Genomic DNA, 17,014 nt, shown 5'->3' with positions numbered 1-17,014 from the left:
TACCTGGCAGATGTGAAGACGTATCTTCCGCAGTTAGCGCTGAAATAACGCACCACAGCCGCTAAATATTAAAAAAACCGACGAAATATTCGTCGGTTTTTTGCTATCTGACGCAGGATGATTGCAAAATTAACCACCGTCACTATCATTGTCCCGTCATTGTCAGAGGCGAGTGCATGGAAACCCGAAAGAAAAATAACAGTGAGTTTATTCCCGTTTTTCAACGTTCTTTTTTAAAACCGAAATACTGGGGCAACTGGTTGGCGATTGGTGCGCTGGCCGGTATGGCAATGCTGCCTGCCAAAGTGCGCGATCCGATTCTGGGCGGATTAGGTCGATTTGCTGGCAAGCTGGCTAAAAGTGCGCGCCGCCGTGCGCTGATCAATCTCTACTATTGCCTGCCGGAACTGAGTGAAGCGCAGCGCGAAGAGATTGCTGATCGTATGTTTGCCACCGCGCCACAGGCGATGGTGATGATGGCTGAGTTGGGGATGCGCGATCCTGCGCGCGTACGACAACGCGTGGACTGGCACGGACGCGAAATTATTGAACAACTGCAGGCCAACAAAGAAAACGTTATTTTCCTGGTGCCGCACGGCTGGGGCGTAGATATTCCGGCGATGTTGCTGGCTTCGGAAGGCCAGATGATGGCGGCGATGTTCCACAACCAGAGCGATCCGCTATTGGATTACGTGTGGAATCGGGTACGTCGTCGCTTTGGTGGCCGCATGCATGCCCGCAATGACGGCATCAAACCCTTTATCGCCTCGGTGCGTCAGGGTTATTACGGCTACTATCTGCCGGATCAGGATCACGGCCCAGAGCACAGTGAGTTTGTGGATTTCTTTGCCACTTACAAGGCCACGCTGCCTGCCGTAGGTCGTTTGATGAAAGTGTGCCGCGCGCGCGTTGTTCCGCTGTTCCCGGTTTATAACAGCGAGACGCACCGACTGGAAATCTACGTTCGTCCGCCAATGGATGACTTGCTGGATGCAGATGACAACACGCTGGCGCGTCGAATGAACGAAGAGGTAGAAGTGTTTGTGCGTCCGCACCCGGAGCAGTACACCTGGATTTTGAAATTGCTTAAGACGCGTAAAGAGGGGGATATTGAGCCCTATGCGCGTAAAGACCTGTATCCGCGCAAATAGTTTTTTGCGCAATGCATTGCGCCGCTACGGATTAATCAACTCGTAGCGGCGAGCTTAATCTCGCTTCATCCTACCGCTTCAACGTGACTGCGACGCTTACGTTCACGCAGGAACAACGTCACCAGGCCAAACCACAGCACACCTGCCGCAAAATTAATCCCACTGAACCACGGGGTGCCGCCACTGAAGTAACCGCTTTTCGCTAACTCAATGCCGATGGCCAGCGTCAGAATGCTGATCATACCGAGCATGGCGGCAATGCTACCTTTGCCTTCATTGCTGGAGTAAAGCGTCAGGCGATAAAGACCCGCATTGACCATGCCTGCACCGAAAGCATACAGGCTTAATCCGGCGGTGAGCAGCAGATAGGTGTGGCTGTTGAGCAGATTGGCCAGCAAGGCTGTGCTTAACCCAATTAATATCGGCCAGGCAGCGAATTTAACCGGTTGTTCGATAGGCACACGGCCTGCCAGTTTTCCCAGTGTCAGGTTGCCAGCGATCATCGCCAGGAACACCGGCAGTTGCAGCAGCGCGTACTCCATACGCGACAAGCCTTCATCGTGCATCAGAATCACCGGGGACAGTGCGACCCAGGTCAGAATCGGGATAAACACCAAACCGATGGCAAAAGATCCGTATACCACCTGACGATCGCGTGCCAGGCGGCCATAGGTGCGCGCCAGATTGGGCAGGGCGATAGAGTGGCTACGGTCGCCAGCGGTTTCCGGCATGATGCGCCACAGCACCAAGAAGGCCACGAGGCTACAGATTGCGAACAGCCAGAACATACTGCGCCATTCACCGACCGTCAGCCAGGCGGCACCGGCCAGCGGACCCGCCAACGGTGCCAGCAGCGCCACGTTGGCCATGAGCGCCATCATGCGCACCGCCAGTGCTTCAGCAAAGGCTTCCTGTACAGCGGCGTAGCTGACTGCGCCGATAAAGCACAGGCTAATGCCCTGGATAAAGCGCAGCGTGACAAACTTCTCGATGTTGCTGACCCAGGTGGTCAGAATACAGGCCGCCGCAAAGAACAGGATGCCAAACAACAGCACCGGACGTCGGCCATATTTATCGGAGAGTGGGCCAAGCAGCCATTGCAGCACCACGCCGCCCATCAGATAGGCTGTCAACGACGTGGAAACCCATTCCGGGCCAACGTCAAATTCAGAGGTCACCAGCAACATGCCGGGCTGAATCATGTCGTGGGCGATGTAAGTCGCAAATTCAAACAGCACCAGTGCGAGCGGAAACAGCAGCACGCGCCCGGTGAGTTGCGTAATCGGTTGAAAGCGGGCCATCTGGCCTCCTTGTCAGAGCAAAAATAAAACGCGACTGCCAGGCAGTCGCGTTTGTCCATGTTGTTACAGCCGCTGTCGGTGGTGCGTGAGCGTTTAGTCTACGCGCAGGACACGGCTGGTATTGGTGGTGCCGGTGGTCGCCATTACGTCGCCCTGGGTGACAATCACCAGGTCGCCAGAAACGAGGAAACCTTTGTCGCGCAGCAGGTTCACGGCATCATGCGCGGCGGCAACACCATCGTTGTTGCTATCGAAATAGACGGGCGTTACGCCACGGAACAGCGCCGTCAGGTTCAGGGTACGTTCGTGACGTGACATCGCGAAGATCGGCAAACCGGAAGTGATACGTGAAGTCATCAAGGCGGTACGGCCTGATTCGGTCATGGTGATGATGGCGGAAACCCCTTGCAGGTGGTTTGCGGCATACATGGCAGACATGGCAATCGCTTCTTCCACGTTGTCAAACTGCACTTCCAGGCGGTGCTTGGAGACGTTCACGCTCGGGATCTTTTCCGCGCCGAGGCACACTTTTGCCATCGCTGACACCGTTTCAGCCGGATACTGGCCTGCTGCGGTTTCGGCAGACAGCATCACCGCATCGGTACCATCCAACACGGCGTTAGCCACGTCCATGACTTCCGCACGGGTGGGCATCGGGTTGGTGATCATCGATTCCATCATCTGGGTAGCGGTGATAATGGTACGGTTCAACTGACGGGCACGACGGATCAGCGCTTTCTGGATACCGACCAGTTCTGGGTCGCCAATTTCAACACCCAAATCGCCACGCGCCACCATCACCACGTCAGAGGCGAGGATGATGTCATCCATGGCTTCCTGAGTGGCCACCGCTTCAGCACGTTCCACTTTGGCTACCAGTTTGGCATCACAACCGGCGTCGCGCGCCAGGCGGCGAGCGTAATTCATATCTTCGCCATTGCGCGGGAAAGAGACGGCCAGGTAATCCACGCCGATTTTCGCGGCAGTGATGATATCCACTTTATCTTTCTCTGTCAGCGCTTCTGCAGAGAGACCGCCGCCGAGTTTGTTAATCCCTTTATTGTTGGAGAGTGGGCCGCCGACGGTGACTTCGGTGAACACTTTGACGCCCTGAACTTCCAACACTTTCAACTGCACGCGGCCATCATCCAGCAACAGGATGTCGCCAGGCACCACGTCTTCTGGCAGTCCTTTATAGTCGATACCGACTTTTTCTTTGTCGCCTTCGCCTTTGCTCAGGTCTGCATCCAGCAGGAAACGATCGCCCACGTTAAGGAAGACTTTGCCTTCTTTGAAGGTTGATACACGAATTTTAGGACCTTGCAGGTCACCCAGAATCGCCACGTGACGGCCAAGTTTAGCGGCAATCTCTCGCACTTTATTGGCACGTAGCTGATGGTCTTCAGCCGTACCGTGAGAGAAGTTTAGTCGCACAACGTTAGCGCCCGCCGCGATGATTTTTTCGAGGTTATTGTCGCGATCGGTAGCTGGACCGAGGGTGGTAACGATCTTGGTTCTTCTGAGACGTCTTGACATGAAGGACTCCGTTAACAAAGGTTCGTGCCACTTTCGTAGGACACGGTGTGGTCATCTATTCTATATGATCGATGGGCTGTGATTCGACTCACATTGTGAATGTGATGTTAATTATTTTTCCTGCACGTGTTTTTCCACGCGCGAATCTCTTAGTGCTTCTTTCACCCGTTTCAGATTTTCGCGGAAAACAGCGCCGCGCTGAAGCGTAAATCCTGTCGCCAGAACATCAATCACGGTTAATTGCGCCAGGCGGGAGACCATCGGCAGGTAGATATCCGTATCTTCAGGTACATCAAGCGTCAGGGCGAGGGATGCTTCTGCCGCTAAGGGTGAACCCGGAGAGGTGATAGCCAGAACTGTGGAAGCGTTTACACGCGCCAGGCGAGCCAGTTCTATCATATTTTTGGTGCGGCCAGTATGTGATATGAGAACAAAAACGTCATTTGGTCCACTATTTATGCAACTCATGCGCTGGATCACAATATCCTCTGACCAGATGACCGGCAGATTAAAGCGCAGAAATTTATTGGTCGCATCATGCGCCACCACGGCGGAGGCACCAAGGCCAAAAAAGGCAATTTTATTGGCCTGTGTTAACGCCAGAATGGCTTTATCGATCGCCTGTAAATCCAGCTGTTGTCGTACCTGGCTCAGCCCGGCGAGCGCAGAATCAAAAATCTTGTGGCTATAACTCTCTACGCTGTCATTTTCTTCCACATCGCGGCTCACCCAGCTTGGGCCTTTGGCCAGACTCTGTGCCAGACGTAATTTGAAATCGGGAAAGCCGCGCGTGCCCATACGGTGACAAAAGCGGTTAACGGTCGGTTCGCTGACCTCGGCAGCCCGCGCCAGCGTGGCAATACTGGAGTGCATTGCCTGTTGCGGAGCGGCAAGGATCTGTTCCGCCACTTTGCGCTCTGATTTGCTCAGCGCCTCAAGTTGCGCCTGTATGTGTTCCAGCATGTCGTTAACCTGATGCTCCTCAATCACTTTCATTAAATGATGAAATCGCTGCCAATTCTCAAGAATATACCGTGTAATACCGGCTCGCACGCAGCAGCGGACAAATGTAAGCGCGATTTTTTTGTCATACTTTGATCGTTGCCGGGTTTTTCCCGACAAACATCGAAACAGAAAAAAAGCCTAAAGCGCACACGACAACACATCTTTGTTCGCCATCATGTTCAAAGTAATGGCTAATGCCACACCGCGTCTGGGTTGTTACGATGCGGGGAAAAAAGTACATTGTGCTGTAAGAAAATTACAATAAGGACCTGGGATGATGAGGACGCTCAAACCGGGTATATCCTGCAACGAGGAGAGGAAAATGGCGGTAACACAAACAGCCCAGGCATGCGATCTGGTTATTTTCGGTGCCAAAGGCGATCTTGCACGCCGGAAACTGTTGCCTTCACTGTATCAGCTGGAGAAAGCGGGTCAGATTCACGACACCACACGCATTATTGGCGTGGGGCGTGCGGAGTGGGACAAAGACGCGTACACCAAAGTGGTACGTGAGGCGCTGGAAACCTTCATGAAAGAGAAGATCGATGAAGCGCTGTGGGACAAACTCAGCAGCCGTCTCGACTTCTGCAACCTCGACGTTAACGACACTTCCCATTTCACCAAATTGGGCAAGATGCTTGACCAGAAAGAGCGTGTCACCATCAACTACTTCGCCATGCCGCCAAGCACCTTCGGCGCGATTTGTGATGGTCTGGGCGCCGCCAAGTTGAATGCCAAACCGGCACGTGTGGTGATGGAAAAGCCGCTCGGTACCTCACTGGAAACCTCACAAGAGATCAACGACAGTGTCGGTAAGTATTTCGAAGAGAGCCAGGTGTTCCGTATTGACCACTATCTGGGTAAAGAGACGGTTCTGAACCTGCTGGCACTGCGTTTCGCCAACTCTATCTTCGTGAATAACTGGGATAACCGCACCATCGACCACGTGCAGATTACCGTGGCAGAAGAGGTGGGTATCGAAGGCCGTTGGGGTTACTTCGATAAAGCGGGCCAGATGCGCGACATGATCCAGAACCACCTGTTGCAGATCCTGACCATGATCGCCATGTCACCGCCATCCGACCTCAGCGCGGATGCCATCCGTGATGAAAAAGTGAAAGTGCTGCGTTCACTGCGCCGCATCGACCAGACCAACGTGCGTGACAAAACCGTACGCGGTCAGTACACCGCCGGCTTTGTACAAGGCAAAAAAGTCCCGGGTTATCTGGAAGAAGAGGGTGCGAACAAGCAGAGCGCCACTGAGAGCTTCGTGGCTATCCGTGTGGATATCGATAACTGGCGTTGGGCGGGCGTGCCGTTCTACCTGCGTACCGGTAAGCGTTTGCCGACCAAATGCTCTGAGGTTGTGGTTTACTTCAAAAACCCAGAGATGAACCTGTTCAAAGACTCCTACGCTGAACTGCCACAGAACAAACTGACGATTCGCCTGCAGCCGGACGAAGGCGTAGATATCGAGATCCTGAACAAAGTGCCAGGTCTGGATCACAAACACAAACTGCAGACCACTAAGCTGGATCTGAGCTACTCCGAAACCTTCAACCAGTCACATCTGGCGGATGCTTACGAGCGTCTGCTGCTGGAAACCATGCGCGGTATTCAGGCACTGTTTGTGCGCCGTGATGAAGTAGAAGCGGCGTGGGGCTGGGTGGATTCGATCATTGATGCGTGGAACGCCGATGCCGATGCGCCTAAACCTTATCAGGCTGGAACCTGGGGCCCTGTGGCCTCTGTCGCGATGATCACCCGCGATGGTCGTTCCTGGAATGAGTTTGAGTAATCGTTAAAAACGAAGCCCGCTAAGCGCGGGCTTTTTTGTACCCAAAATTCATTCTTCTTAAAATTGAACCAGAGTTTCAAAAAATTTTGATATCCGATAGACGCCACTCCAGCCAATCTTGTATGGTAGAGCCAAATTATTGACAGCGTGGCGTAAGCCGGGCTGATGCCACTAAGGAAACGTGATGAAGAACTGGAAAACAAGTGCTGAACAGATCATGACAACGGGCCCGGTTGTGCCGGTGATTGTGGTCAACAAACTGGAACACGCGGTGCCGATGGCTAAAGCGCTGGTGGCCGGTGGTGTACGTGTGCTGGAAGTGACGCTGCGTACCCCCGTGGCCATGGACGCACTGCGTGCCATGATCAAAGAAGTGCCGGAAGCGATTGTCGGTGCGGGCACGGTGATCAACACCCAGCAGTTGAAAGAAGTCACCGATGCCGGTGCGCAGTTCGTTATCAGCCCTGGTTTAACCGAACCTTTGTTAAAAGCCGCCGTTGAGGGTCCTGTGCCACTGATTCCTGGTATCAGCACCGTGTCCGAGCTGATGCTGGGCATGGATTATGGCTTACGCGAGTTTAAATTCTTCCCGGCCGAAGCCAATGGCGGGGTGAAAGCCTTGTCAGCGATTGGTGGTCCGTTCCCACAGGTGCGTTTCTGCCCAACCGGCGGCATCTCTCCTGCTAACTATCGCGATTACCTGGCACTAAAAAGCGTGCTCTGTATTGGTGGGTCTTGGCTGGTACCAAATGATGCGCTGGAAAGCGGTGACTGGGACCGCATTACGCGCCTGGCGCGCGAAGCGGTTGAAGGGGCAAAATAATGGCGTTGCAGGGGCAGCCTGATGGCCGCCCCTGTAATGATTAACCTTCGACCTTCACTGCAGCCGCGCTGGCTACCGCGCGGGCAATGGCGTCATCGGTATTGTCACCGGTCGCCAGAGCCACACCCAGACGGCGCTGACCGGCAATTTCCGGCTTACCGAACAGGCGCAACTGTAGACCCGCACCTAATGCCGCTTCGATATTCACGAACTGCACGTTCTGGCTGTCCAGCTGTGGCAGGATCACCGCCGATGCCGCTGGGCCATACTGGCGAATCCCGCCGATAGGCAATCCGAGGAACGCACGCACATGCAGCGCAAACTCTGACAGATCTTGGGATATCAGGGTCACCATGCCGGTATCGTGTGGACGTGGCGAGACTTCGCTGAACACCACCTCGTCACCACAGACAAACAGCTCGACGCCAAACAGGCCGTAACCGCCTAACGCCTTGACCACCTTCGCAGCAATATCCTGAGCGCGTTGCAGTGCCAGCTCGGTCATCTGCTGCGGCTGCCAGGACTCACGATAATCGCCATCTTCCTGACGATGCCCAATCGGTGCGCAGAAGTGGATGCCATCCACTGCGCTAATGGTCAGCAGGGTGATTTCAAAATCAAACTTCACCACACCTTCAACAATCACGCGACCCGCACCCGCACGACCACCTTGTTGCGCGTAATCCCAGGCTTTCTCCAGCTGGCTGGCTTCACGGATGAAGCTCTGGCCTTTGCCAGATGAGCTCATAACAGGCTTAGCGATGCACGGGAAGCCGATGTCGTGAGCAGCAGCGACAAAGTTCTCTTTGCTATCGGCAAACTGATAAGTTGAAGTCGGCAGGGACAACTCTTCGGCGGCCAGACGACGAATGCCTTCGCGGTTCATGGTCAAACGCGCCGCGCGTGCGGTAGGCACCACTTTCTGGCCCTGTGCTTCCAGCTCCAGCAGCTTTTCAGTTGCGATGGCTTCGATTTCTGGCACCACGAAATGTGGCTTCTCCAGCGCGATTAACGCTGCCAGCGCATCGCCATCCAGCATATTGATCACATGGCTGCGGTGAGCAACGTGCATCGCAGGGGCATCGGCATAACGATCCACGGCGATCACTTCCACACCCAAACGCTGACACTCCAGCGCCACTTCTTTGCCCAATTCGCCTGAACCTAACAGCATCACGCGCGTTGCGGCAGGGCGCAGCGCGGTTCCTAGAGTCGTCATAATTTCACCTTAGCAGTCAAAATGCGCGCGCAGTATATAAGAAAACGTTTGCGTACTCACGCATTCGCCTCTTGCAGGTTTGCCATACTTTTCTCGCTCTGACGTTAACTGACACAAGCTGCGGCAGCATAGAAACCGGAAACTTAAACGGGAGTTAAACGATGAGCAATTGGTTGCAGCAGATCCAATCGGTGCTGGCGAAAAAAGGCGGCGAGGGAAAATCCGGTGGTTTAAGCGATATGTTGGCACCCGGTGCGCTGGGCGGCCTGGCGGGATTGTTAGTGGCCAGCAAATCGACCCGTAAGCTGCTGACCAAATACGGTGGTAAAGCGTTGCTGGTGGGCGGCGGCGCGGCGGCGGGTGCGGTGCTGTGGAACAAATACAAACAGCGCGTGCGGGAGACACATCAGGATGAACCGGGATTTGGTCAGTTGCAGACGCCAGTTGATCAACGCGCAGAGCGGCTGGTGACGGCCCTGGTGTTCGCGGCCAAAAGCGATGGGCATATTGATGACCGTGAACGCGCGGCCATCGAACAGAATATCCATCAGGCGGGCTATGGCGCGCAGGCGGAAGCGTTAATCCAACAAGCGATGAATCGCCCGCTCGATCCCCAATGGCTGGCTGCTGATGTGAAAAACGAAGAAGAAGCGCTGGAACTGTACTTCCTGAGTTGCGCCGCCATTGATGTTGACCACTTTATGGAGCGTAGCTATCTCTCCGCGCTGGGTGATGCGCTGAAGATCCCACAAGATGTACGCGAAGGCATTCAGCGCGATATCGAGACAGAAAAAGCCGCGTAAGGCGAATCACGGGTAACGTAGCGCTTTTCGGTCTCCATTCATCGCGCTGCTATCGTAGGGTGCGCATTCATGCGCACTTTCTGGCTTTGCATGTACTTCCTGTGCGCTGATGCTTGGCTTCCTGAGTGATAAGTGCCACGCTTGCTGGATGCTGTTATTCAGGGAAAGGAGCCAAAATGCACCAGCCACAAGCGAAAAAAATCCCCCATGTGATGAACCTGCACGGTGAAACGCGTACCGATAACTACTATTGGCTGCGCGATGACGATCGTGAAAATCCTGAAGTGCTGGACCATCTGCATGCCGAAAATGCCTACGGCAAGGCGATGATGGCTTCACAAAACAATCTGCAAGAGCGGGTTTTGAAAGAGATCGTTGATCGTATTCCACAGCAGGATCACTCAGTGCCCTATGTGAAAAACGGTTATCGCTACCAAAGTCGTTATGAAGTGGGCAACGAATATCCACTCTATTTTCGCCAGGCCGTAGATGCGCCAGCCGATGAACCCTGGCAACTGCTGATTGACGGTAATCAGCGTGCTTCACATAGCGATTTTTACACCATGGGAGCGCTGGCGATCACGCCAGACAATGAAGTCATGGCGTTAGCCGAGGATTTCCTGTCACGCCGTCAGTACGGCATACGCTTCCGCAATCTGCAAAGTGGTAGCTGGTATCCCGAAGTGCTGAGTGAGGCATCTTCAAGCGTGGCGTGGGCGAATGATTCACGCACGCTCTACTACGTGCGCAAGCATCCGAAAACCTTGCTTGCCTACCAGGTATGGCGCCATGAACTTGGTCATCCACAATCAGACGACCAACTGGTGTATGAAGAGCTGGATGAGAGTTTCCATCTCAGCGTGCACAAAACCACCTCCGAGCATTTCATCCTGATTGCGCTCTACAGCACCACCACCAGTGAAATCCAGCTGATTGATGCCGAATATCCCGATGCGCAGCCACAGGTATTTTGCCCACGCCGTCGCGATCACGAATACAGCCTCGATCACTACAATCACCAGTTCTATATCCGCTCCAATCGTGATGGCAAAAACTTCGGTTTGTATCGCAGCGCATGGCTGGCGGAAAACCGTTGGCAAGCCATTATTCCAGCGCGTGACAACGTGGTACTGGAAGACTTCCAGCTTTTCCGCCACTGGCTGGTGGTCGAAGAGCGCCAGCGTGGCGTCAATACGCTACGTCAAATCAACTGGGAAACGCAGGAAAGCATTGGTATTGCTTTTGACGACCCTGCTTATGTCACCTGGCTGGCTTACAACCCCTCGCCAGAAAGTGACACCTTGCGCTATGGCTACTCCTCCATGACCACGCCAACCACGCTGTTTGAGCTCAACATGGAGAGTGGCGAGCGGCGGGTACTTAAACAGACGCCGGTTCCGGGTTTCAACTCTGACGACTATAAAAGCGAGCACCACTGGATCACCGTGCGCGATGGCACTGAGGTGCCGGTGTCGCTGGTTTACCATCGTAAACACTTCAAACCAGGCAGCAATCCGTTACTGGCTTACGGCTATGGTGCTTATGGCAGCAGCATGGATGCCAGCTTCGGCACCAGCCGGATCAGTTTGCTGGAACGCGGGTTTGTCTATGCGATTATCCACGTGCGCGGCGGCGGTGAGCTAGGACAGCAGTGGTACGACGATGGTCGACTCAAGCACAAGATGAACAGCTTCACCGACTTCATTGATGTCACCGAGGCGTTGGTGGCGAAAGGATACGGCAATCCGCAGCAGCTTTATGCCATGGGCGGTAGCGCGGGTGGTTTATTGATGGGCGGCGTCATTAACCTTGCACCGGCGTTGTTCCACGGCGTGGTGGCGCAGGTGCCGTTTGTGGATGTGGTGACCACCATGCTGGACCCCTCAATACCGCTCACCACCGGCGAATACGATGAGTGGGGCAATCCTGAGCAGGAAGAGTATTACCACATCATTCGGCAATACAGTCCGTATGACAACATCGAAGCCAAAGCCTATCCGCATTTGCTGGTGACAACCGGCCTGCACGATTCCCAGGTGCAGTACTGGGAACCGGCGAAGTGGGTGGCAAAACTGCGTGAGTTAAAAACCAATGACACGCTGCTGCTGCTGTGTACCGAGATGGATTCGGGGCATGGCGGCAAATCTGGACGCTTTAAGGCTTACGAAGGGGTGGCGCAGGAGTTCACCTTCCTGATTGGCCTGGCGCAGGGCAGTTTGCCAGACCGCGTCGATTACTGATCGCTCTTGACGTACTTGCGTAGCGCCTGCCTTAACGGTGGGCGCAAATCACGCACATTTTCCAGCACCCAGCGCAGATAGCCCGGATCTTTACGTGCAATGCTGCCAATGCTCTGTCCGCGATATTTGCCGAACGGGAACACATCACCACTCACTTCTGCTGGCTGGCAACGGCTGACCATCTCACTGGTGTTCCAGCCTGAGGTTTCCATAATACGGATCAACAGCGCGGCGGTGACATAGCAATCATACAGCGCACGGTGAGCATGCAGCTCGCTCGGCGGGGTCACATCCAGCTTCAGACTATGGCGCAGTGCCTGGTTGCCGTATTTAATGCCGGGCCACAGCTGGCGTGCCAGCGTCATAGTGCAGATCCATTCACCCGGCATAGTGGGCAGCATGCGGCGATCAAAACTGGCGTTATGCGCAACATAATGTGGACTGCCGTGATAGCGACCAATCGCTTCTTCTATGGTGGGTTTGTCAGCCACCATCGCTTCGGTAATACGATGTACCGCCATCGCCTGACGGCTGATTGGCCGGTCCGGGCAGATCAAATCGCTCATCGGATTAACGATCTGACCATCAATCACATCCACGGATGCGACTTCGACGACGCCGCCTTGCAAACCACAGGTTTCGGTATCGATAACGCGTAACATAAATTAATTACTTCTGCTTGGGTTCATAGGGCAGGCGGGAAAGGCTGAGCGAGGCCTGACGATAGCTCATCAAGCGTTGGCGGAACCAGTCACGCAGCGCTTCTGGCTGTTCACGTTCGACCATTTCAGCCACCACGGGCATGTTGTAGCGCTCTTTAAAGGCCACGCCAGCGGCGGCCAGATCGACATTCACTTTGTCTTTCTCTTCCTGCGACAGCAGGGCAAGGTTTTGGCTCATGCTTTTCTCCTGATAAACAGGGGCAAAAGTAATGGTTTCCCCTTTACGGATCAAGGAAATTGGATCGCACCGCAGGTCTCGACACGCTTTAACCAGCGGCGTATCCTGCTGCCACGTTTGCAGCAGATGGCTGCATTGAAAAGGGATGAAGTGATGAAGAAAACTGCGTTAAACCCGCTTATGGCGCTGTTGCTGGCGTCATCTACGTTAACTTTCAGTCAGTTTGCACTGGCACATGCCCATCTGAAAACCCCGGTTCCAGCCGACAAAGCGGTGGTCGACAGTTCTCCACAGAATCTGACCTTGACCTTCACTGAAGATGTTGAAGCCGCTTTCAGCGGTGTCGAAGTGCTGAATGCACAGCAACAACCGATGCCAGTGGAGAAAGCCAAACTCAATGACAAACAGCATGATCAACTGATCGTACCGATCAGCAAGCCGCTGCCCGCGGGTGATTACCAGGTGAACTGGCATGTGTTGTCAGTCGATGGTCATAAAACCAAGGGAAGTTACGCGTTTAGCGTTAAGTAATCGATGAGTCTGAGCACGTTGTGGATTTGCCTGCGAGCACTGCATTTTATTGCGGTGTTCTTGCTGGCTGGCAGCGCGTTCTATACCGCTCTTCTGGCACCGCGGCGTTATCGAGCGGTGCTGGCACAGCGTCTGCACCGGATATTTGTCACTACCGCGATATTGAGTTTTCTGAGTGCGTTGCTGATGCTGGCAACACAAACCGGCTTGATGAGCGGCGACTGGCGCAACGTCAGCGATGTCGAAACCTGGCAGGCTGTGCTCGCGACCCGCTTTGGCAGCGTATGGCGCTGGGAGCTAGGCTTCGCACTGCTCAGCACGCTGGCCTTGCTGTTACGTGGCACACTGCGTCAGCAGCTATTACTAGTGAGTGGTTTGTTGCAGTTGATGGCGTTGGCTGGCGTCGGGCATGCCGCCATGCGCGATGGTGTTCCGGGGTTGTTTCAGCAGAGTAATCACGCACTGCACTTGATTGCCGCCGCGTTCTGGACCGGTGGTTTATTGCCCCTGTTATTGCTGATGCGTGAAGCCCGTCAGATTGCGTTTCGCACTGATGCGATTCGCTGCATGATGCGCTTTTCGCGTTACGGGCATCTGGCTGTTGCTCTGGCGCTGATCACTGGGCTGATTAATAGCCTGTTGATTGGCGGTACGCCGCTCAACTGGGGTACCACGCTGTGGAGTGCGATGCTGGTGGTCAAAGTGATGCTGGTGATGATGATGGTGGGCATTGCGCTGATCAATCGTTATATTCTGGTGCCACAATTTCGTGTCGCGGGTAACCAGGCGTCACAACAGTTTATTCGCCTGACGCAGCTTGAGCTGCTGCTGGCCATGGTCGTTGTCGGATTGGTCAGCGTGTTTGCTACGCTGTCACCGGCCTGAAGAGTAATGAATGAAAAATGAGGTCGATATTTTGCTGAAGAAATTGATTCCAGCCTGCATTCTGATGGCACTGTGCAGCCAGGCGATGGCCGCGCAGATTATTACCGTCAGCCGTTTTGAGATTGGTAAAGATAAGTGGCCTTTCACCCGTGAAGAGGTGATGCTGACCTGTGAGAAAGACGGCGCGCTGTTCGCCATCAACCCGAGCACCTTGCTGCAATATCCGTTGAACGATAAAGCCCAGGCGCGCGCCGATGCGGGTAAAGGGACTCAGCAATCAATCAATACCATCGTGGCGGAAGATAAAGCGCATCCAGGCCAGAAAATGAGCCTGCAGCCGATCATCGAGCGCACTCAGCAGTTATGCGGTAAGTAATCCTTTCAAAATACGGGCGTAGCGCACAGTTTTGCCGCTACGCTTGTTTCCTCGATGTGCCAGCACGATCACAGAGTTGGCAGCTTCCTCACCGCAACGGCGCGGCTGGCTGGAAATTAATCAATCCTCGACTACCTTTAAAAGGCAAGGCGACATCGCCTTCAAAAATGCCAACTTTTAGCGCACGGCTCTCAAAGAGCCATTTCCCTGGACCCGATACAGGAATCGTATTGGGTCTTTTTTTGTTGATTAAAACCCTCCTCATAACGTTCATAAAGTGCACGATCTCCCCAGTTATTCTCTGAATCAAACCAATCCCACCGTGTTAAATTCCTCCCATGCCACCTGCCAACAACACCAACCAAAACGAGAGTCCTTTGATGTTTAAACCCGCCATCCAGTTCACCACGCTGTTGCTGCTCAGCGGCTGCGCGCTCAAGCAATACCCGCAATCACCCAAAGTCAGTGATGAAGAAGCGCAAACCTACAATTGTGCGACGCTCGATCAGGAGATCGCCAAGACCCATAGCGTGCAGCAGCAGATTGACAAAACCGGTGAGTTTGATGCTTTAACGGTGATCGGCTTCTTAGGTGATTTTGGTATTGGCAACGGCATCGCAAAGGCCAGCGCTAACAAGCACGCAACGGCGCGGTTAAACGAGTTGGAGCAGCTAAAAACGGTGCGTTGCGGTCATCCAACGGCGTAGAGAATCAAGCCAGCACTAAAGTTGCGGACATTTATCAGCAGCCAGTGAGTGTGAAAAATGGTATAAGGGTGCGCATCATTTTTTATTGCCGGTTAATAAGGACTCTTCATGGCAAATGCGCAATATCTTCTCTGGGTAATGATTGGCACCTTAACACTGCTGAGTATCTTTATTGGAGTCGTGGTCGGTCGGACAAAAACGCCTCGTGTCGGCTTTGCTACCTTTGCCGGATTGTGGGTGTTTTTCCTGCTGGCGATCTTCTTCCTTTCCCATTAAGGGGGCTATTTGCCACACGGTTTGTGTGGCAAATCAACACATTAAGCGGTGTGGTTTAACGCGGCGCGATGCTGAGCGATCAGCTTATCAGCCAGGTAGCGGTCTTCCTCATGCTGAGAAATATAATATTCATAGGGATCGTGCACGCCAAGGCTTTCAATATAATTCAGGTGAGCTTGCTTCACTTCACGATTAATATATTGCACCACCTCTAGTCCGTAATCATCTGCATAAACCGGCGCTCGGCTTTTAATATCGCGAATCAAATCCGCGTTATTATGCATGAAAAGCTCCAGATCGATTTTGTAATAGTCTTTCATTGCTCACTCCTTGCTGTAAATACTGTTCTAAGCGTAGCAAAAGGCTTTAGTGCGTTGTGACTTCAAGTGCCAGCAGGATGGTTGAATGAGCATCACTTATGTAAGCGAAGCGTAAAAATCAATAGTGAGAATGATAGTTAATATCATTTAACTTGTTCGGAATTGTCTTAGTTGGTAAAGTCTTCGCCGTCCCGCACAGAGCTAACGCCTTCAATGAGCGCCGGAGATAAGCGCCGGACGGGACTTTCATCGGGGCTGCAGGATGCAGCCTGTGTTGAAACTTCTCAGGCGAGTGAAACGCTCACCCCACAAACAGCAGATGCACCAAGCGCGCAAGCGATTCCAGTAGCAGCAGGCTGCCCAGAAATATAAACACCAATACGCCAATAAATTGTTTACGGCTGCTCACGCTCATCCCTCCCTTGGCTCCATCTCACCGGACTATACTTTAAGCCGGGTTCACTAAACTTCCAGTCAACCGGGAAAGATTACATGTTTTACCAAACGGTGAGTGCCAAAACGTGGCGTAACATATGGGTTGTTGGTGATTTACATGGTTGCCGCGCTCAACTGGATTCGCAACTGATCTTGCATGACTTCGACAAACAGCAGGATTTATTGCTGTCAGTGGGTGATCTTATTGATCGCGGACCCGACAGCCCCGGCTGTTTACAGCTGCTGCAAGAGCCTTGGTTCCGCTGCGTGCGTGGTAACCATGAACAAATGGCGCTATCAGCGCTGGATGGGCATGACCCGATGTTGTGGATGATGAACGGCGGTGACTGGTTTTGGCAGTTAAAAGGCGCGGATTTAATTGCAGCGCGCCATGCATTGAAACGCTGCGCCGATTTACCGTTGATTTTACATATCGAGTTAGCGGATCGCGTGGTGGTTATCGCCCATGCCGACTATCCCGCCAGCCATTATCAGCTGGGACAAGACGTTGACTGGCATCAGGTGGTGTGGAGCCGTGATCGCCTGGGGCGCCATCATCGCGGGACATCCGCCAGCATCGACGGTGCCAGCGATTTCTATTTCGGTCACACGCCATTGGAGCAGCCACTCAATGTAGCGAACCAGCATTACATCGATACCGGTGCGGTGTTCGGTAATCGATTAACGCTGGTTCAACTGCAGTAAGAA

The 17,014-nt window shown here is 53.6% G+C and carries 18 protein-coding genes; 11 read left to right on the top strand and 7 right to left on the bottom strand.

The features are described 5' to 3' along the window. The first annotated feature begins 176 nt into the window (after nt 1–176). Entirely contained in the window at nt 177–1,151 is a 975-nt protein-coding gene (gene lpxM / locus PSSD_RS04170; protein WP_039335326.1) for a lauroyl-Kdo(2)-lipid IV(A) myristoyltransferase, read from the top strand. Nucleotides 1,152–1,216: 65 nt separating this feature from the next. On the opposite strand, the gene PSSD_RS04165 is transcribed toward lpxM, so the two are convergent. From PSSD_RS04165 to PSSD_RS04155, 3 genes are all read right to left on the bottom strand, one after another. Beyond that, nucleotides 1,217–2,452, bottom strand: a complete 1,236-nt coding sequence (locus tag PSSD_RS04165) for an MFS transporter (RefSeq protein WP_058969590.1) — start codon at nt 2,450–2,452, stop codon at nt 1,217–1,219. A 93-nt stretch (nt 2,453–2,545) separates the two neighbouring features. Further along, nucleotides 2,546–3,988 (bottom strand): pyruvate kinase, encoded by a 1,443-nt coding sequence (gene pyk, locus PSSD_RS04160; RefSeq protein WP_039335330.1) that lies wholly within the window; start codon nt 3,986–3,988, stop codon nt 2,546–2,548. 111 nt (nt 3,989–4,099) lie between these two features. Further along, nucleotides 4,100–4,984: a MurR/RpiR family transcriptional regulator gene (locus PSSD_RS04155; RefSeq protein WP_500812360.1), complete on the bottom strand. Its 885-nt coding sequence runs from the start codon at nt 4,982–4,984 to the stop codon at nt 4,100–4,102. Between the two features lie 331 nt (nt 4,985–5,315). Here PSSD_RS04155 and zwf point away from each other — a divergent pair, with 331 nt between their 5' ends. Further along, nucleotides 5,316–6,791, top strand: a complete 1,476-nt coding sequence (gene zwf, locus PSSD_RS04150) for a glucose-6-phosphate dehydrogenase (RefSeq protein ID WP_039335333.1) — start codon at nt 5,316–5,318, stop codon at nt 6,789–6,791. A gap of 184 nt (nt 6,792–6,975) precedes the next feature. Next, a complete protein-coding gene (locus PSSD_RS04145) occupies nt 6,976–7,614 on the top strand; it encodes a bifunctional 4-hydroxy-2-oxoglutarate aldolase/2-dehydro-3-deoxy-phosphogluconate aldolase (protein WP_039335335.1) in 639 nt (212 codons plus the stop codon). Nucleotides 7,615–7,654: 40 nt separating this feature from the next. On the opposite strand, the gene purT is transcribed toward PSSD_RS04145, so the two are convergent. Further along, nucleotides 7,655–8,833 carry a formate-dependent phosphoribosylglycinamide formyltransferase gene (gene purT / locus PSSD_RS04140; protein WP_058969588.1) on the bottom strand — a complete coding sequence of 393 codons (1,179 nt, stop codon included), beginning with the start codon at nt 8,831–8,833 and terminating at the stop codon, nt 7,655–7,657. Between the two features lie 161 nt (nt 8,834–8,994). Here purT and PSSD_RS04135 point away from each other — a divergent pair, with 161 nt between their 5' ends. Beyond that, complete coding sequence (locus PSSD_RS04135) at nt 8,995–9,636, top strand: tellurite resistance TerB family protein (RefSeq protein WP_058969587.1); 642 nt, start codon at nt 8,995–8,997, stop codon at nt 9,634–9,636. Between the two features lie 176 nt (nt 9,637–9,812). Further along, complete coding sequence (locus PSSD_RS04130; protein WP_058969585.1) at nt 9,813–11,876, top strand: prolyl oligopeptidase family serine peptidase; 2,064 nt, start codon at nt 9,813–9,815, stop codon at nt 11,874–11,876. Here PSSD_RS04130 and exoX read toward each other — a convergent pair. Continuing rightward, nucleotides 11,870–12,538, bottom strand: coding sequence for an exodeoxyribonuclease X (exoX, locus tag PSSD_RS04125; protein WP_039335344.1), 669 nt, complete (start codon nt 12,536–12,538; stop codon nt 11,870–11,872). The two genes, PSSD_RS04130 and exoX, sit on opposite strands and share 7 nt — an antisense overlap. A gap of 7 nt (nt 12,539–12,545) precedes the next feature. Continuing rightward, nucleotides 12,546–12,776 carry a DNA polymerase III subunit theta gene (locus PSSD_RS04120; protein WP_058969583.1) on the bottom strand — a complete coding sequence of 77 codons (231 nt, stop codon included), beginning with the start codon at nt 12,774–12,776 and terminating at the stop codon, nt 12,546–12,548. 153 nt (nt 12,777–12,929) lie between these two features. On the opposite strand from PSSD_RS04120, the gene copC reads away from it, so the two are divergent. The 5 genes from copC (at nt 12,930) to PSSD_RS27705 (ending at nt 15,551) form a co-directional block, all read left to right on the top strand. Beyond that, nucleotides 12,930–13,307, top strand: a complete 378-nt coding sequence (gene copC, locus PSSD_RS04115; protein WP_058969596.1) for a copper homeostasis periplasmic binding protein CopC — start codon at nt 12,930–12,932, stop codon at nt 13,305–13,307. A 3-nt stretch (nt 13,308–13,310) separates the two neighbouring features. Then, nucleotides 13,311–14,192: a copper homeostasis membrane protein CopD gene (copD, locus tag PSSD_RS04110; RefSeq protein WP_058969582.1), complete on the top strand. Its 882-nt coding sequence runs from the start codon at nt 13,311–13,313 to the stop codon at nt 14,190–14,192. Between the two features lie 28 nt (nt 14,193–14,220). After that, nucleotides 14,221–14,568: a YebY family protein gene (locus PSSD_RS04105; RefSeq protein WP_058969594.1), complete on the top strand. Its 348-nt coding sequence runs from the start codon at nt 14,221–14,223 to the stop codon at nt 14,566–14,568. A gap of 380 nt (nt 14,569–14,948) precedes the next feature. Continuing rightward, nucleotides 14,949–15,275 carry a hypothetical protein gene (locus tag PSSD_RS04100; protein WP_058969592.1) on the top strand — a complete coding sequence of 109 codons (327 nt, stop codon included), beginning with the start codon at nt 14,949–14,951 and terminating at the stop codon, nt 15,273–15,275. Between the two features lie 108 nt (nt 15,276–15,383). Beyond that, nucleotides 15,384–15,551, top strand: coding sequence for a hypothetical protein (locus PSSD_RS27705; RefSeq protein WP_166932300.1), 168 nt, complete (start codon nt 15,384–15,386; stop codon nt 15,549–15,551). Nucleotides 15,552–15,592: 41 nt separating this feature from the next. Here PSSD_RS27705 and PSSD_RS04095 read toward each other — a convergent pair whose 3' ends face one another. Further along, the gene (locus PSSD_RS04095; RefSeq protein WP_058969580.1) at nt 15,593–15,871 is read right to left on the bottom strand and encodes a hypothetical protein; all 279 of its coding nucleotides are present in this window, start codon (nt 15,869–15,871) and stop codon (nt 15,593–15,595) included. A gap of 492 nt (nt 15,872–16,363) precedes the next feature. Here PSSD_RS04095 and PSSD_RS04090 point away from each other — a divergent pair, with 492 nt between their 5' ends. Then, nucleotides 16,364–17,011: a metallophosphoesterase gene (locus PSSD_RS04090; protein ID WP_058969579.1), complete on the top strand. Its 648-nt coding sequence runs from the start codon at nt 16,364–16,366 to the stop codon at nt 17,009–17,011. Nucleotides 17,012–17,014: the final 3 nt, after the last annotated feature.

The organism is Type-D symbiont of Plautia stali (assembly GCF_001485335.1).
GTDB classification, from domain to species: Bacteria; Pseudomonadota; Gammaproteobacteria; order Enterobacterales; family Enterobacteriaceae; genus Pantoea; species Pantoea vagans_C.
This window is presented reverse-complemented; position numbering and strand designations above follow the sequence as displayed.

Bases quoted from the DNA above. Each gene is read 5' to 3' on its own strand.
- lpxM (WP_039335326.1), top strand. From the start codon at position 177: ATGGAAACCCGAAAGAAAAATAACAGTGAGTTTATTCCCGTTTTTCAA.
- PSSD_RS04130 (WP_058969585.1), top strand. From the start codon at position 9,813: ATGCACCAGCCACAAGCGAAAAAAATCCCCCATGTGATGAACCTGCAC.
- PSSD_RS04155 (WP_500812360.1), bottom strand. From the start codon at position 4,984: ATGAAAGTGATTGAGGAGCATCAGGTTAACGACATGCTGGAACACATA.
- copD (WP_058969582.1), top strand. From the start codon at position 13,311: ATGAGTCTGAGCACGTTGTGGATTTGCCTGCGAGCACTGCATTTTATT.
- exoX (WP_039335344.1), bottom strand. From the start codon at position 12,538: ATGTTACGCGTTATCGATACCGAAACCTGTGGTTTGCAAGGCGGCGTC.
- PSSD_RS04165 (WP_058969590.1), bottom strand. From the start codon at position 2,452: ATGGCCCGCTTTCAACCGATTACGCAACTCACCGGGCGCGTGCTGCTG.
- PSSD_RS04120 (WP_058969583.1), bottom strand. From the start codon at position 12,776: ATGAGCCAAAACCTTGCCCTGCTGTCGCAGGAAGAGAAAGACAAAGTG.
- PSSD_RS04100 (WP_058969592.1), top strand. From the start codon at position 14,949: ATGTTTAAACCCGCCATCCAGTTCACCACGCTGTTGCTGCTCAGCGGC.
- PSSD_RS04095 (WP_058969580.1), bottom strand. From the start codon at position 15,871: ATGAAAGACTATTACAAAATCGATCTGGAGCTTTTCATGCATAATAAC.
- PSSD_RS04145 (WP_039335335.1), top strand. From the start codon at position 6,976: ATGAAGAACTGGAAAACAAGTGCTGAACAGATCATGACAACGGGCCCG.
- zwf (WP_039335333.1), top strand. From the start codon at position 5,316: ATGGCGGTAACACAAACAGCCCAGGCATGCGATCTGGTTATTTTCGGT.
- pyk (WP_039335330.1), bottom strand. From the start codon at position 3,988: ATGTCAAGACGTCTCAGAAGAACCAAGATCGTTACCACCCTCGGTCCA.
- copC (WP_058969596.1), top strand. From the start codon at position 12,930: ATGAAGAAAACTGCGTTAAACCCGCTTATGGCGCTGTTGCTGGCGTCA.
- PSSD_RS04135 (WP_058969587.1), top strand. From the start codon at position 8,995: ATGAGCAATTGGTTGCAGCAGATCCAATCGGTGCTGGCGAAAAAAGGC.
- PSSD_RS27705 (WP_166932300.1), top strand. From the start codon at position 15,384: ATGGCAAATGCGCAATATCTTCTCTGGGTAATGATTGGCACCTTAACA.
- purT (WP_058969588.1), bottom strand. From the start codon at position 8,833: ATGACGACTCTAGGAACCGCGCTGCGCCCTGCCGCAACGCGCGTGATG.
- PSSD_RS04090 (WP_058969579.1), top strand. From the start codon at position 16,364: ATGTTTTACCAAACGGTGAGTGCCAAAACGTGGCGTAACATATGGGTT.